This is a genomic window from Candidatus Chloroploca mongolica (assembly GCF_004762035.2).
Classification (GTDB): domain Bacteria; phylum Chloroflexota; class Chloroflexia; order Chloroflexales; family Chloroflexaceae; genus Chloroploca; species Chloroploca mongolica.
In genome coordinates, this window is record NZ_SIJK02000003.1 from 35,877 (window position 1) to 49,695 (window position 13,819).

The following is a 13,819-nucleotide window of genomic DNA, read 5'->3' on the forward strand; positions in this document are numbered from 1 at the left end:
TGCGTCAAATTATCATTAAGCACAGCTTCTGCCAACCTTTTCGCAGCGTGTGGTATAATAAAACGATGTCACCTTGTTCGTGATTTCTACCATGAACGTAGAACAGGAGGTCTTATTGCGATCAACACGAACCCCCATGCTGTGGTTACGCTTTGTCTGGGCCCTCTTGATCATGGTCTTCTTTGGTTCCGTAACCCTCACCCAGGCCCAGGGATCAACCGGTGCCAGGCCGCACCAGACCGCCGTCGGCCTTGCTCAGTTCGATGGCGTGCTGAGCCAGGGAGACGGTTCGGTCACCCTCATTGAAACGTTGCTCCCTTCACCTGCCGTTCTTTCCCACGTTGACCGGTACGGTACCCTCACGTCTGAGCAACTCTTCTTTGTCCAGCCTGCGACCCGTCTGCAACTCACCTATGCGGCTCAGACTCCGTCTGGATCTGCCGTTCGTGTTGATGTGCGCGGCAGTCTCGATGGGCAGCGCTGGCAGCCCTGGGTTGTGGATCTTGCCTCTCGTGACGTCATTGATTTTCGCCAGCCGATCAAGTATGCGCAGTATCGCCTGACGCTCACCGGCAGCCAGTTCAGTGCGCCTGTGGTGCGCGATGTGCGCCTTGAGCTCACGAGTCGGGCGGCGTCAGTTGAGGCGACCCCGGCTGACCCCTATGCGGTTGCCCCGACTTTGCGTGTCCGGGCTACGCGTCAGGGCATGGTTGGTGGCCGTACTGCCAATGGCTATATCATTCCACCCAATGCCCGCTTTGTCTCGCTTCCTTCGTGGAGTTCGCTCTCGAGTCGGGGTGGCAATGAGTATCAGGTACGTCTGACCTATCGCGGCCGCAGCACCGTCGTGCCGGTCTACGATGTTGGTCCGTACAATACGCGTGATGACTACTGGGCGACTCAGCGTACCGGCTTCCCCGATCTCCAGTGGGGCTGGCCAATGGATCACGCCGCCTACTATGATGGCTACAACAACGGCCGTGCCGAAAAGGGCTATGTCCGTTTTCCCACCGCTGTTGATGTCGGCGATGGCGCATGGATCCAGGATCTCGGCATTGTTGGGGATCAGGCCGAAGTCGAAGCCACCTTCCTCTGGATGGGTCAGGATCCTGCCAATGGCCGTCCCCTCCGCAATCCCGAGGCAAGTGAACATCTCGTTGATGAGCTTGATGGCGATTTCTGGAGCAATACGCCGCTCCTGAGTGCGAGCGCTATGCGCTGTGGGGCCAACCTGCACGCTTACTGGTCACGTACCACCTCGAACCCCGAGAACGCGACGGTCGTGCGGTGGCAACCCAATTTGCCCATCGAGGCCGCCTACGACCTCTTTGTGCATGTCCCGATTTGCCCGCAACGCCTGTCCGCAACGACAACGGCAGCGTATATTGTCGGGCACCGCGATGGTGTCAACGAAATTGTTGTCAACCAACGCTCGCAGACTGGCTGGGTTCACCTGGGCCAGTTCCCCTTTGCCGCTGGTGATCAGGGCTATGTGCAGCTTGGGGCCGTTGCGAGCGATGGCGGCGTCATCTGGTTTGATCAGGTGCGCTGGGTTCCCGTGCGGTAACGCTAAAGCTCTCTGCCCTCAAGCATAATCCCTCAGCGTAACCGCACTAAAGTTGCGGTTACGCTGAGGGATTATGCTTCCTCACTATTTTCTTGAATAACATAGAGCAACTCAAGCAAAATATTTTTCACACTCGCACGATCCGAGGCCACGCACGGCAAAATCTTGACATGGGCTGGCTGCCGTAGGGCGAGGCGGAGTTCATCGGGTGCCCAGGCGTTGGGTCGATCTTGTTTGTTGGCCGCGATCACAAACGGTGTCTCGCGGAAGGAAACAAAAAAATCAATAATGCGATTCGTCTCACGAAATGTCTCGGGCCGGGTACTATCCACCAGGATCACAAGACCAAGCATCCCCTCCGACAGAATCTCCCACATAAAATCAAAACGCTTTTGCCCTGGTGTCCCAAACAGGTGCAACACCAGATCATCGGCAATCGCAATGCGCCCGAAATCCATCGCGACCGTGGTCTCGTGTTTGATCATCCTGGTATCATCAGTCGCCCGGCGTTCGGTCGAGACCACTTCGATGTCGCTGATTGACCTGATGAACTCAGTCTTGCCTGCGTTCACGGCCCCGGTAACAACCATTTTTACAGTCTGCACGCCAGCCCTCCGCTATGGTGCTGTGCCCTGGCTGAAGCACATCGGGTTTTACATATCTTTAATGCGATGAATAATGCGGTTGACCAGACTCTTCTTGACTTTGGGTGGTTCTGCGGGTTGAGAACCCCGGCTTGTCGGCCTGGGTTTGCGTTGCACCTCGACCAGACCGGTCGTCAAAAAACCGTAGACTATCCGGCACACTTCAAAGTCACTCATGCCTGTCTTCTGCGCTAGTTCAGCGAGTGTATCACGGTCATTGATCCGTGCCAAAAGCCGCCACTCGGTCGTTGAGAGCTTCACACCTTTGAGGTGCTCTCGTGGCTGTTCGAGGAAATGTGCCACCATATCGGTCGAAGGAATGCGGTCTTTAATGCGTCCCCATTCATCAATCCGCCGTACACCTTCCATAATCAGGTGATCGACCGAGATAGGCATAGGAATGACGGGCGTATCGTGCGCTGGCCGCTGGTTCTGTTCAAAGCGAAACTCACCCTCAGGCCACGCAAACAGCCCATAGACTGCCTCTTCCGTAAACGCCTGCAAAGCCCGTTGCAGGCGTTCACGGGGCACAAGTTGTTCTTCTACGATGACCTGGGTAAGCGTGGTTCCATCGGCACTCATCGCAAGCCCTGAACGAGCGCGGTTCAATTCTTCTGCTGTCAACACACCCAGGCGCACCAGCAAGGCCGCCTGCACATCCTCGGGCCGCCGTACTGCCAGCAGCAACTTGCCCTGTTCAAAAAAGAGCAAGGCCATCTCGTGCTGATAGGCAAGATGAAGCCCGCCCGTTTTATAGCCACGATCAACCAGATAGAGAAAATCAGAGAGGCCAAAATCGCGAAGGTTGCCTACCAGTGCCATACTACTACCCTCCGGAGCCGCTACGTGATGCAAACGAGGTCTGGACACAGGCGACCGAGGTGAGCCAGAAGGGGTCTATCATGGGTTCAATATACCACCTGGGCCAGTGGTTGTTCGGTTTCGAGCGTCTCATTGACGGGTGCCCCATCGGCAGCCAGAACTGGCAAAAGGGCTGCAATCGCGGTGGCAAGCATCGCATCATCAGGTTCGCGTGTGGTCAGGTATTGCGTCGAGAGGGCTGGCATAAGCAGGCGGCTTACCCAGGGCCGATGGTAGTGTGCAGCCGCAAAACGCATCACTTCGAACGCGACTGCTGCAACCAGGGGAATGAGCACAATCCGTGCCCCGATGCGTGGCAACAGTGGTAATCCACTGACGGCAAGGAAGATTACAAACCCGATGATGGCGGCAATCACCAGGAAACTTGTCCCACAGCGAGGATGGATCCGACTAAACGGGCGCACTGCCTCTACCGTGAGTGGCACGCCGGCTTCGTATGCATTGATAACCTTATGTTCAGCCCCATGATAGCCAAACACACGTTGAATATCGGAGAGCCGACTGATGGCATAAATGTACAGAATGACGAGCGTCAGATTGATCAGCCCTTCGATGATCTCACGTACCAGAACTGGTGCGCCACGTTGGGCTGCATAATTCGCAATAAGCGATGGCCCGACAACAAAGAGCCCAATGCCCACCGTGAGCGCCACCACCAAGATGATCCATTGCACCACCGGCGATAGATCTTCTTCGTGCTCTTCGCTCGTCACGGCTGCCGAGAAATCGAGCGCCTCTTTCCCAACGAGAAAGGCACTCCGGAGTCCCACCAACCCACGGATAATCGGCCAATGCATCCAGGCTGCGCGAGCGGATGGTGGCAAGGGGATATGCTTGAGCGCCAGACTGCCATCGGGACGCCGCACGGCCACACTGGCGAGACGCCGTCCGCGCATCATGACGCCTTCGAGCACCGCCTGACCGCCATATGAAAATGTCTTATCGCTCATGATCCACGTACCACAATCCTACACTCACACGCGCTGCTAGGGTATCCGCCGTGCTGCTTCATCGCCACCATCGTCGTCTTCCGGCTCTATCCACCCTGTGTGCCATTGAGGTCACCATTCTGCTGGGCCGCCACCTGCTCGGCGATGCTCTCAGGCGCACCACGCCGTGCCAGGGTAGTTGCCGCCGCACGGACACCCGTGGCAAGACTGGCAATGCGAATCACGGGTGAAACCACGCGTTCAGCCACGAAAGTTGTGGATCCCGTCACGGTTGCCGAAGAGTCGCGGACATTATTCGCCAGCGTGCGGGTACTATCAAGCACTTCATTGAGTTTGACGATCGACTCATCAACTTTTGGCACGAGCGTACCGCGGGCAAGACGGTCGATCCGGTTGAGGATATAGAGCAAACCGAGCAGCACCGCAATCATCAAGATGACGCCGACCAGGGTGAACAGGCCAAGCAACACAATGAAAATATCACGGAATGACTGGCGAACCTCTACTGGTGCCAGGGCCAGACCAACAATCAGCGCGATCAACGCAAGCAGTATCGTTCCGAAGCCAATTCCTACCCACTTTAACACAGCGCTCCTCCGCTATCAGCGACGTAACAGGACGCCTGGATCTTTATGGCGGCTTTCCAATGCGGTGTTCAGGGACGGCAATGGTGCGGATTATATCACACCCTCAGACGCGAAACAACTATTAGCAAGATCCATGCCAACAGCACCGCTTCAAGTACAGGCACGCCTGCCGGAGCAGGCAGATCCAGTGGGAAGCGCCATCCGAGGCCATAGGCAAGCAAACATCCGACACAGGCGGTCAACCAGAAGACTGGCAACTGACGCCAGCGTTTCCCCAGCAAAACATGCGCCAGACCTGCGCAGGCCGTGGCGAGCAACAGGATCAGCAGGGTTGCCGGTGCCCATCCCGTCATACCAGACTCACTGCCTGGTTGTCGTCGGGCTCTGCCTGACGTTCGGGGTGGGGCTCCTTCACCGTACGTACAATGCGGCCCCCGCCAATGATCCGGTCGCCATCATAACAGACGGCTGCCTGTCCAGGGGTGATCGCCTTCACGGGGGCCTGTAACCATACCTCCATCCGTCCATCGCCAAGCAGGGTAACTTCAGCCGGGGCCGGTTCGGCATGCGCTCGTACCTGTACATGACAGGTAAATGGGGAGGGTGGGGGCACATCAGTGACAAAATTGAGCCGATCCACCAGAAACCGATCCCGCAGGATCGCTTCAGGTGGGCCTACGACCAGCGCATTACGGGCGACATCCAGTTCGACCACATAGAGCAACTGCCCGCCTCCCAGTCCCAGGCCGCGCCGTTGCCCAATGGTATAGAGGGGTAAACCCTGATGTTGCCCTATTTCCCGCCCCATCAGATCCACAATTGGTCCTGGGGTCAGTTGCTCGGGAACCTCGTCGCGCAACAAATTGCGATAATCCCCATTGGGCACAAAACAGATATCCTGGCTCTCGGGGCGGTCGGCACTCGCCAGGCCGCGTGCTGCCGCCATTGCACGAACCTCGGTTTTGCTCAACTCACCGAGCGGAAAGAAGAGGTGCGCCAGATCGCGCTGCCCAAGCATATAGACCATATACGACTGATCTTTATCACGATCAACCGCTCGCGCAAGCGTATAGCGTACACTCCCATCGGGAAGCTGTTCCTCAACTCGCCGTGCATAGTGGCCCGTCGCCACATACGTAAAACCAAGGGTCTGCGCACGATCAAGCAATGCCCGGAACTTGATCTCGCGGTTACACTCGAGACACGGATTTGGTGTATACCCCTGAGTGTACGCTTGCACGAAATAATCAATCACGTGACGTCGAAATTCACGCTGATAGTTAAAGACATAATAGGGCACGCCAAGCTGAGCACAGACTCGCCGCGCACTCTCGGTCATCTCCTGGGAACAACAGAGACTCTCGGCCATGCGTTCATCGTCATCGTCCCAGAGATGCATCGTGACCCCGACGATCTCGTGGCCCTGTTCGTGGAGCAACGCTGCAGTCAGGGAGCTATCAACGCCGCCACTCATCGCAACCATAATCTTTGCCATACGTGTATTATAGCAAATCTTGCCCGATGAGAAAGGTATTGCAGGTAGTTTTGGACGGCAAAGCCGTCCAAAACTACCTGCAATACTGTTTATGATCACTCAAGCCGCATTGATACGGCGTGCCTGAGACGGTGTCGCTACGCGCTCCTTGACGATACGCCGTTCTAACCTGACGTTTTGGCGCACAAGTGAAGGTTGCTTGATAATCGAACCTTGTCGCGTTTGCGTCTGCGCAGCCGCTTTCCAGTACTCTTGTGGTAGAACCCAATGACAGCATGAAAAAAACAGGTCTGGATGCACTTCAGGCCCACTATACCAGCGCCGTGGCTTCATTGAACAACTCCAGCAAACAAGGCTGACCAGCTATAGAACATATAGATACAGACAGGGTTTGAAAGGCAATTTTATTATATGTAACGGGTCAATAATACAGTACTATCTATAATGGTGTAGTGCGCAATTGTATCCTCAGGTCAAACATTTGTCAATATAATCCTGTCGCCGCATAGGGCAAACGCATCTTCTTCCGTCGCCGTGAACGGCTCAGCTTCTGGCTTGCAAAGGCCACCTGCGTGGCCTGATCGAGCCGGTGAAGACCGGCTTCCCACGCGGTAAGCCGAGGCGTTTACGCCGACGGTATGAGCGGATGGGGGTGATCCTCAGACATGGTGGGGTGCACGAATGCAAGCTGCAAGCGCCCTACGTTTTTCAGGCTCAGGCATTGCTCATACCAGAGCCAGAGAGTTGGCTCTGGTGTGAGCGTTATCTGGCAGCCGAGGGCTGCCAGATAACGCTCTGGGGAGGAATCGGGAGGATTAGCGATTGCGGTTGCGGTTGCGCAGGAAGGGCGGGATGTCCAGGTCTTCACTATTCGTGAAGTTGGGGGCCACCCGCGGCTGTTGTGGCTGTTGTTGGGCCGGGGCCGGCTGGGTTGGGCGCTGCTGTGGCTGCTGTTGGGCTGCATTCGGATTCGTTGTGGCCCCAGGGTACGAACGAGTACGCTGCACGTTGGGTTTGCTCAGATCAAAGCCGGTTGCAATCAGCGTGACTTTCACTTCGCCAGGTGAGTAGGCTGGATCGATGACGGCACCAACAATGATATTGGCATCGGGATCAACTTGCTTGGCGACAATGTCGGCGGCTTCGTAGACCTCGAGAATGCCCAGATCTTCGCCACCGGTGACGTTGAAGAGCACACCTTTGGCCCCATCAATGCTGACTTCAAGCAGCGGGCTGGCAATCGCCATATTGACGGCATCAATCATGCGGCTATCACCTTTGCCAAAGCCCATTGCCATCAGCGCTGAACCCTGCTGCGCCATAATGGTCTTGACGTCGGCAAAGTCGACGTTGATCAACCCACGCTGGGTGATCAAGTCACTGATGCCCTGAATACCCTGGCGCAGCACATTGTCGGCCATCTGGAACGCCTGCGTAAAGGTGGTATTCTTGCTCGCGGTCTGCAACAGGCGGTCGTTGGGGATGACAATCAACGTGTCAACCACTGGACGCAACTGGTCAATCCCTGCTTCACCGATCTTCCGCCGGTGGTTGCCCTCAAAGGTAAACGGCCGCGTCACCACCCCGACCGTCAGCGCCCCTAGATCGTGGGCAATGCCCGCAATAATCGGCGATGCGCCCGTCCCTGTGCCGCCGCCCATGCCTGCGGCAACAAAGACCATATCGGCCCCTTTGAGTTGCTCGTAGACATCTTCCTGGTTCTCTTCCGCAGCTTTCTGCCCGATGACTGGGTTGCCACCACTACCGAGCCCCCTGGTCAATTTGTCGCCAATCCGAATCCGCACGGGGGCGAGCGAGTGCATCAACGCCTGGACGTCGGTGTTGACCGTCATGAACTCAACCCCTTGCACGCCGTCGGCAATCATCCGATCAATTGCATTCGAACCACCACCACCGACGCCCACGACCTTGATCTGGGCAAAATCCTCGTAGCTAAAGCCCCCACTGTTACGATCAACCATAGCTCCCCTCCCCATTATTGCATGTTTTATGGTAGAAATTCCCGCATCCAACCCTTGAAGCGCTCGTAGACATTGCCCCATCCCTGGCGCTCTTCTGAGCGATGGGTTGGACCCAACATCCCCAGTCCATGACGTGCGCCCCAGCGTAGCAGACCCACCCCGGTGGCATATGAGGGGCTGTCGAGTGAGTCGGCGAGTCCGCTGAGGTCGGTCGGTGTTCCGATGCGGACGGGCATGCCCAGCATTTCGCGCATCAACTCATCAAATTGGCCCAGTTGGGCGGCTCCCCCGGTCAGGACAATCCCTGCTGGCAACATCCCTTCATAGCCGCTCCGCCGGATCTCGTTATATATCAACTCCACCACCTGCTCGGCTCGCGCCTGAAGAATTTGATTGAGCAAGTGGCGGCTAATTTTCTGCTGCTCACCGACCGTCAAGGTCTCGATCTCGATCTGATCCTGTTCATCACCCGCTGCGGGTGGTTCACCGGCAATGGCACTGCCATAGCGCAACTTCAGGTATTCGGCCGTATTGTGCGGCGTGTGCAAGACATAGGTCAGGTCGTTGGTGAAATGATTGCCCCCAACTGAGATGACACTGGTATGCCAGACCCCGCCCTGTACAAAGATGGCAACATCAGTTGTTCCTCCTCCAATGTCAACGAGCATGACGCCGCGATCTTTGTCTTCATCGCTCAGCACTGCTTCGCCCGAGGCCAGCGGCTGTAAAACGAGATCATCTATTTCAACCCCGGTTCGCTGGACACTCTTGATCAGATTTTGGATTGCCATCATTTCGCCGGTAACGATATGCGTTTCCACTTCAAGGCGGAAGCCACTCATCCCGATCGGGTCACGAATCCCTTCGTGTCCATCCAGCACATACGCCCGCGGAATGACATGAATAATCTCGCGCTGGGTTGGGATCGCGACCGCCTGGGCTGATTCAACAGCCCGTGCGACATCGTTGCGGGTGATTTCATGATCGGGGCGTTGCACGGCTACGACGCCCCGGCTGTTGAGGGATGAAATATGCCGTCCACTGACTCCCACAAAAGCCGTCCCAATCCGATAGCCACTCAGGCGCTCGGCTTTCTCGACACTGGCCGTAATCGCGTTGACGGCATCGTCAATGTTGACCACCACACCCTTGTCGAGACCCTTGCTGGGCATTACGCCAACACCCAGAATATTCAGACGCCCGCCATCGGCTACTTGGGCCACAATGGTACAGACTTTGGTTGTGCCGACATCAATTCCGACAATGGTTCGCTGCATAGATGCCTCTGTCTTTTCGCTCGTTGGCTCGCAAACAACCAGCAAAAAGGGTGTTGTAGCTTCCTTCCAATCGAACGTTTCGTTTCATACATGCGCTCAGGGACTGACTGTTTCACTTGTGCTATGGCTCTGGTTCGCCCGTTGCTGGTGCTTGGAGCATCTCGGGGCGGTACTGGTAAAATGGTGTTGCAGGACGGAGATCAAGATAGGTAAATTCGGTCTGTTCATTGAGGAGCAACGTCAGGATCGCTAGCTTGCGCTCAAGGTCTTCGCTTGGCCCAAAGACAATGGTTTGTCCAATGGTGGTGCGTACATATACCCCCAACCCATAATCCCAACCGATCTGCGCCGGGGTGAAGCTTAGTTCAATCGGCAGCCGGAGGGCCAGCACCTGGGCCAGTTGAATGGCATCAAGATCGAGATGTTCATTCGGGCTCAGTTGTGTATGCGATGTGTCAATGATGACAAGAACGTCGTTTTCTGCCGGTTCCTGCGCAGCATCAAGCACTTTGCCACTCGCATCAACCAGATATTGGATACCTCCTGCTTGCCAGCGCACTTCCGGGCGGCGTTCGATGATCTGGATCGTTGCTTGATCAGGGAGCGCTATCGTCAGTGAGGCCGAGGCGATATAGGCATTCTCTTTGAGGCGGGCCAGGGCACCCTGCTGGTCAACAAACCAGATCGAATGCCCACGAATGCCCGCCAGTTCGGCAATCGTTGCTGCATCAAGTGCCTGGTAGCCGTCAACCTTGATCTGTTGCACGCTGAACCTGGCATCGGTAAAGACATACCCGAGCCCCCCGGTCGCAGCCACGAAGAGCAGCAGTCCCACGATGCGCCCGCTTGTTACCCAGGTGAGTAACGAACGCCACGGCCCCGGTGTAGCCTGCTGGCCTGGCACCGGTTGAGCGGGGCGACGACGTCGGGTTGCCATCTCTCGCGACATAAAGGCTACTCCTTTGTCCGGCTTAACGCCAGTTCAATCAGCCGGTCAAGCAAGGTTGCATATGCCAGTCCGTCCGCCGACCACATTTTGGCGTACATACTGATGGGGGTAAAACCTGGCATCGTATTGACTTCGTTCAACCACAATGCGCCGCTCTGCTTGTCGAGCAAGAAGTCGACCCGCGCCAACCCCGCTCCATCAAGCGCCTGAAAGGCTTTGATGGCCAGTTCTTGAACCCGTGCCGTCTGGGCATGGTCGATGGGGGCCGGGATATACGTTTTAGACGCATCATCAATGTATTTGGCCTCGTAGTCGTACCACTCGCCTGAAGGGACAATTTCACCTGGCGTGCTGGCAAGCGGGTCTTCGTTGCCAAGGATGCTCACCTCGATTTCGCGGGCGGCAATGCCTTGTTCCACCACAATGCGCCGGTCATAGCGACCTGCTTCGGCCAGCGCCGCCCGTAGACTTGCCCGGTTCGTTGCTTTGCTCACCCCGACACTACTGCCCATATTGGCTGGTTTGACAAAGACCGGATAGTGCAGCGCGGCTTCAATGCGCTCACAGACTTCGCTCGGCGCACATTCGAAGTCACGCCGCCGTACCAGTAACCAGGGCAGCAAAGGCAAGTCAGCCGCGGCAAACGCGGCTTTCATTAGGGCTTTATCCATCCCGACGGCACTAGCGGCCACGCCACAACCGACATAGGGCAAGGCCGCTAGTTCCAGCAAGCCCTGAATGGTGCCGTCTTCGCCTTTTGGTCCGTGTAAGACCGGAAAGACCACATCAATCCCTGGTGGCAAGAGGCGCGCAACACTTGGCATCCCGCTATCAGGGATCATTGAGGTCAAGTGCGCAACCGGCCCTGGCGTCACCTCGCTTGCTTGCGCATTGGTAAAACTCGTCGGTAACATAATGGGATTAGCTTCCGCGACCAGCGCGGCGAGCACCCCTGGCCCGGAAAGCCAGCGCCCGTCTTTGCGGATGCCAATGGGCAAGACGTCGTATTTTTCCGGGTCGAGCGCTTTCATCACGGCATGGGCCGAGACCAGTGACACTTCATGCTCGCCACTCTGACCGCCAAAGAGGACGGCTATAGTTTGTCGCTTCTTCATATGATCCGTACCTCCAGTTCGAGCGTGATCCCGGTCTGTTGTTCAACCTCTTGTTGTACATGGCGAATCAGGTTGAGAATGTCGGTCGCAGTCGCTTGGCCGGTGTTGATGATATAGTTGGCGTGCAGCGGGCTGACAATGGCCCCCCCAAGCATAAAGCCTTTCAGTCCGACCTGTTCAATCAGGCGACCGGCACTCTCGCCAGGCGGGTTCTTGAAGACACTGCCACACGAACTGCCCGCTGGCGTGCGTGCCTTGCGCTGCATCGCGATGGCGGCCATGCGGCTATGCAGTGAAGCCGGATCACTCCGCAAGAGGCGAAACGTTGCGGCCACCACCAGCGGAGGCTGCGGCCACCACTCACGTGAACTCTGTTCGGCCTGGGTGTGCCTTGCTGCTTCGACTGCCGCCTCGCCGCGCTTCAAGACACTCGTTCGGTAGCCGTAGCCCATCCGTTCAACTGTCCAGACCTCAAGCGCTTCGCCGAGCACTTCCACGCTGACCAGACTTCCGGCCATATCGCCACCATAACACCCGGCATTGCCAATCACGGCCCCCCCCACGGTGCCAGGTAAGCCTTCAGCCCATTCGAGCCCGGCCAGACCCATCGCGGCAACGCGGCGTACCAGGCTCGTCATCGTCGCCCCGGCCTCGATCCGCAGATGAACGAGATCGTCATCAGGCTTTTCCTCAAGCTCCCAGGCCTGACCACGATAGGCCGCGATCAACCCGGGAAAGCCCGTCTCGCGGACAAGCAGATTGGTGCCGCGTCCGATCCAGATCAGCGGCATCTCCATCTCACGTGCCCAGTCTGCCAGGGCCTGGGCCTCGTGCATACTGGTTGGCTCGGCATAAAAACGGGCAATCCCACCCGTACGCCACGAAGTGTGACGTTGCATTGGTTCAGCTTCACGTACGCCCGACGGTACCTGCATGGTTCCCATTTTCCCCTAATCAGCTTCCTGGCAGCGTAACCTTTCGAGCAGGCGTACACCGAGAAGCGAACTATCACCAGCACCCATTGTCACAACCAGATCGCCAGCCTGTACCAGCGCACCGAGGTGGTCGAGGGCCTGTTCGAGTGAACCGACCGGATGCACATCAAGGCCGGTTGCGGCCATCCGTGCTGCCAGTTCTTGTGACGCAGCGGTCGCATCACCTTCTTCACGTGCCGCATAGACATCGCCCACCAGGACGATATCAGCTGCTGCACATGCTGTTGTCCATACATTGCTCAGCGCTGTCGTGCGGCTAAAGGTGTGCGGCTGAAGATAGGCAATCAGGCGCCGCCCCGGATAGGCAGCACGAGCCGTTGACAGCGTGGCTTGCACAGCCGTGGGATGATGGGCATAATCATCAATCACCAGCACACCGCACGCTTCACCCTTCTGCTCAAACCGGCGTAGCGCACCCCCAAAGTTCGCGAGCGCAGCCGATGCTGCTGCCAGATCGCCCTCGAGCATCGCAACGACCGCCAGCGCAGCCAGGGCATTGCGAACATTATGCAGCCCCGAAAGGCGCAAGTTCTGCGTGCCGAGGCGTCGCTGGGCCATCCGGCGTCGGTCGTAGCGCCAGAGATCAAACGTGACGCCCCCACCTTTATTCGTCTGTACTCCGCTTGCCGTCCAATCAAAGGGGGCCAGGCGACACGAGACTGGATCAGTCGCGAGCCGTTCTTCGATGCCATACAGTGCGGCTTCGTGCAACCCGAGGCTCATCGCCCCCTGATCATCACCACAGAGAATGACGCGCTGCGGTTTGGCGACCGCCGCCGCAAACTGGGCAAAAGTCTCGTGATAGACGGAGGCATCTGGGTAACAGTCGGGGTGATCCCATTCGACATTCGTGATCACGGCCACGTCCGGGCTCAGCGCAAGAAACACCTGGGCATACTCATCGGCTTCGATCACCAGAGGGGTTTCAGGGTCGCCCCACGCTGCATTGCCGCCAAGCTCAGGCACTTCCGCCCCGATCAGATACCCTGCTGGCACCCCGGCGGCTCTGAGGGCTACGGCGACCATGGCACTGGTCGTTGTTTTGCCGTGCGTCCCGGCGATGGCGATCACCCGTCGTTGGGCCGACCAGTCGCGCCACAGGTCCGCCCGGCTCAACACAGGCACGCCCGCTGCCCGTGCCGCCTCAAGCTCACAATGGTCAGCCGTCACGGCTGCGGTTGCCACAAGCGCATCGGCCCCTTGCACATACGCCGGGCTGTGGCCCAGGTAGATCGTCGCGCCTCGTTCGATCAGCGCCGCTGTCTGACGATTGGCAACGCGATCCGAGCCACTCACCGTGTGACCCTGATCGAGCAATAGATTGGCAAGTGCACTGAAGCCTGTGCCCGCAATTCCTACCAGATGATAATGCATAT

At 57.4% G+C, this 13,819-nt stretch carries 13 protein-coding genes; 1 reads left to right on the plus strand and 12 read right to left on the minus strand.

The window, feature by feature from the left end; all coding sequences use genetic code 11:
- Positions 1-136 precede the first annotated feature (136 nt).
- Positions 137-1,567, plus strand: coding sequence for a DUF8814 domain-containing protein (locus EYB53_RS02470; protein ID WP_135476397.1), 1,431 nt, complete (start codon positions 137-139; stop codon positions 1,565-1,567).
- A gap of 71 nt (positions 1,568-1,638) precedes the next feature.
- On the opposite strand, the gene EYB53_RS02475 is transcribed toward EYB53_RS02470, so the two are convergent.
- The 12 genes from EYB53_RS02475 to murC form a co-directional block, all read right to left on the minus strand.
- Positions 1,639-2,172: a GTP-binding protein gene (locus tag EYB53_RS02475; RefSeq protein WP_135476399.1), complete on the minus strand. Its 534-nt coding sequence runs from the start codon at positions 2,170-2,172 to the stop codon at positions 1,639-1,641.
- 48 nt (positions 2,173-2,220) lie between these two features.
- Positions 2,221-3,033, minus strand: a complete 813-nt coding sequence (locus EYB53_RS02480) for a DUF4388 domain-containing protein (protein ID WP_135476401.1) — start codon at positions 3,031-3,033, stop codon at positions 2,221-2,223.
- An 86-nt stretch (positions 3,034-3,119) separates the two neighbouring features.
- Positions 3,120-4,043, minus strand: a complete 924-nt coding sequence (locus EYB53_RS02485; protein ID WP_135476403.1) for a DUF1385 domain-containing protein — start codon at positions 4,041-4,043, stop codon at positions 3,120-3,122.
- An 86-nt stretch (positions 4,044-4,129) separates the two neighbouring features.
- The gene (locus tag EYB53_RS02490) at positions 4,130-4,630 is read right to left on the minus strand and encodes a hypothetical protein (protein WP_135476405.1); all 501 of its coding nucleotides are present in this window, start codon (positions 4,628-4,630) and stop codon (positions 4,130-4,132) included.
- 95 nt (positions 4,631-4,725) lie between these two features.
- A complete protein-coding gene (locus EYB53_RS02495; protein WP_097652483.1) occupies positions 4,726-4,983 on the minus strand; it encodes a hypothetical protein in 258 nt (85 codons plus the stop codon).
- The gene (gene mnmA, locus EYB53_RS02500) at positions 4,980-6,125 is read right to left on the minus strand and encodes a tRNA 2-thiouridine(34) synthase MnmA (protein ID WP_135476407.1); all 1,146 of its coding nucleotides are present in this window, start codon (positions 6,123-6,125) and stop codon (positions 4,980-4,982) included. The genes EYB53_RS02495 and mnmA overlap by 4 nt, the downstream gene beginning before the upstream one ends.
- Before the next feature lie 815 nt (positions 6,126-6,940).
- Positions 6,941-8,107, minus strand: a complete 1,167-nt coding sequence (gene ftsZ / locus EYB53_RS02505) for a cell division protein FtsZ (RefSeq protein ID WP_097650446.1) — start codon at positions 8,105-8,107, stop codon at positions 6,941-6,943.
- 26 nt (positions 8,108-8,133) lie between these two features.
- A complete protein-coding gene (gene ftsA / locus EYB53_RS02510) occupies positions 8,134-9,384 on the minus strand; it encodes a cell division protein FtsA (RefSeq protein WP_135476408.1) in 1,251 nt (416 codons plus the stop codon).
- Positions 9,385-9,505: 121 nt separating this feature from the next.
- A complete protein-coding gene (locus EYB53_RS02515; protein ID WP_135476410.1) occupies positions 9,506-10,333 on the minus strand; it encodes a cell division protein FtsQ/DivIB in 828 nt (275 codons plus the stop codon).
- Positions 10,334-10,338: 5 nt separating this feature from the next.
- Positions 10,339-11,448: a D-alanine--D-alanine ligase family protein gene (locus EYB53_RS02520; RefSeq protein ID WP_135476412.1), complete on the minus strand. Its 1,110-nt coding sequence runs from the start codon at positions 11,446-11,448 to the stop codon at positions 10,339-10,341.
- A complete protein-coding gene (murB, locus tag EYB53_RS02525) occupies positions 11,445-12,383 on the minus strand; it encodes a UDP-N-acetylmuramate dehydrogenase (protein WP_135476414.1) in 939 nt (312 codons plus the stop codon). The genes EYB53_RS02520 and murB overlap by 4 nt, the downstream gene beginning before the upstream one ends.
- 15 nt (positions 12,384-12,398) lie before the next feature.
- Complete coding sequence (murC, locus tag EYB53_RS02530; RefSeq protein WP_135476416.1) at positions 12,399-13,817, minus strand: UDP-N-acetylmuramate--L-alanine ligase; 1,419 nt, start codon at positions 13,815-13,817, stop codon at positions 12,399-12,401.
- Positions 13,818-13,819 lie beyond the last annotated feature (2 nt).

Coding starts and splice junctions, on each gene's coding strand:
- EYB53_RS02470 (WP_135476397.1), top strand. CDS start 137: ATGCTGTGGTTACGCTTTGTCTGGGCCCTCTTGATCATGGTCTTCTTT.
- EYB53_RS02480 (WP_135476401.1), bottom strand. CDS start 3,033: ATGGCACTGGTAGGCAACCTTCGCGATTTTGGCCTCTCTGATTTTCTC.
- EYB53_RS02485 (WP_135476403.1), bottom strand. CDS start 4,043: ATGAGCGATAAGACATTTTCATATGGCGGTCAGGCGGTGCTCGAAGGC.
- EYB53_RS02495 (WP_097652483.1), bottom strand. CDS start 4,983: ATGACGGGATGGGCACCGGCAACCCTGCTGATCCTGTTGCTCGCCACG.
- mnmA (WP_135476407.1), bottom strand. CDS start 6,125: ATGGCAAAGATTATGGTTGCGATGAGTGGCGGCGTTGATAGCTCCCTG.
- ftsZ (WP_097650446.1), bottom strand. CDS start 8,107: ATGGTTGATCGTAACAGTGGGGGCTTTAGCTACGAGGATTTTGCCCAG.
- ftsA (WP_135476408.1), bottom strand. CDS start 9,384: ATGCAGCGAACCATTGTCGGAATTGATGTCGGCACAACCAAAGTCTGT.
- EYB53_RS02515 (WP_135476410.1), bottom strand. CDS start 10,333: ATGTCGCGAGAGATGGCAACCCGACGTCGTCGCCCCGCTCAACCGGTG.
- EYB53_RS02520 (WP_135476412.1), bottom strand. CDS start 11,448: ATGAAGAAGCGACAAACTATAGCCGTCCTCTTTGGCGGTCAGAGTGGC.
- murB (WP_135476414.1), bottom strand. CDS start 12,383: ATGCAGGTACCGTCGGGCGTACGTGAAGCTGAACCAATGCAACGTCAC.
- murC (WP_135476416.1), bottom strand. CDS start 13,817: ATGCATTATCATCTGGTAGGAATTGCGGGCACAGGCTTCAGTGCACTT.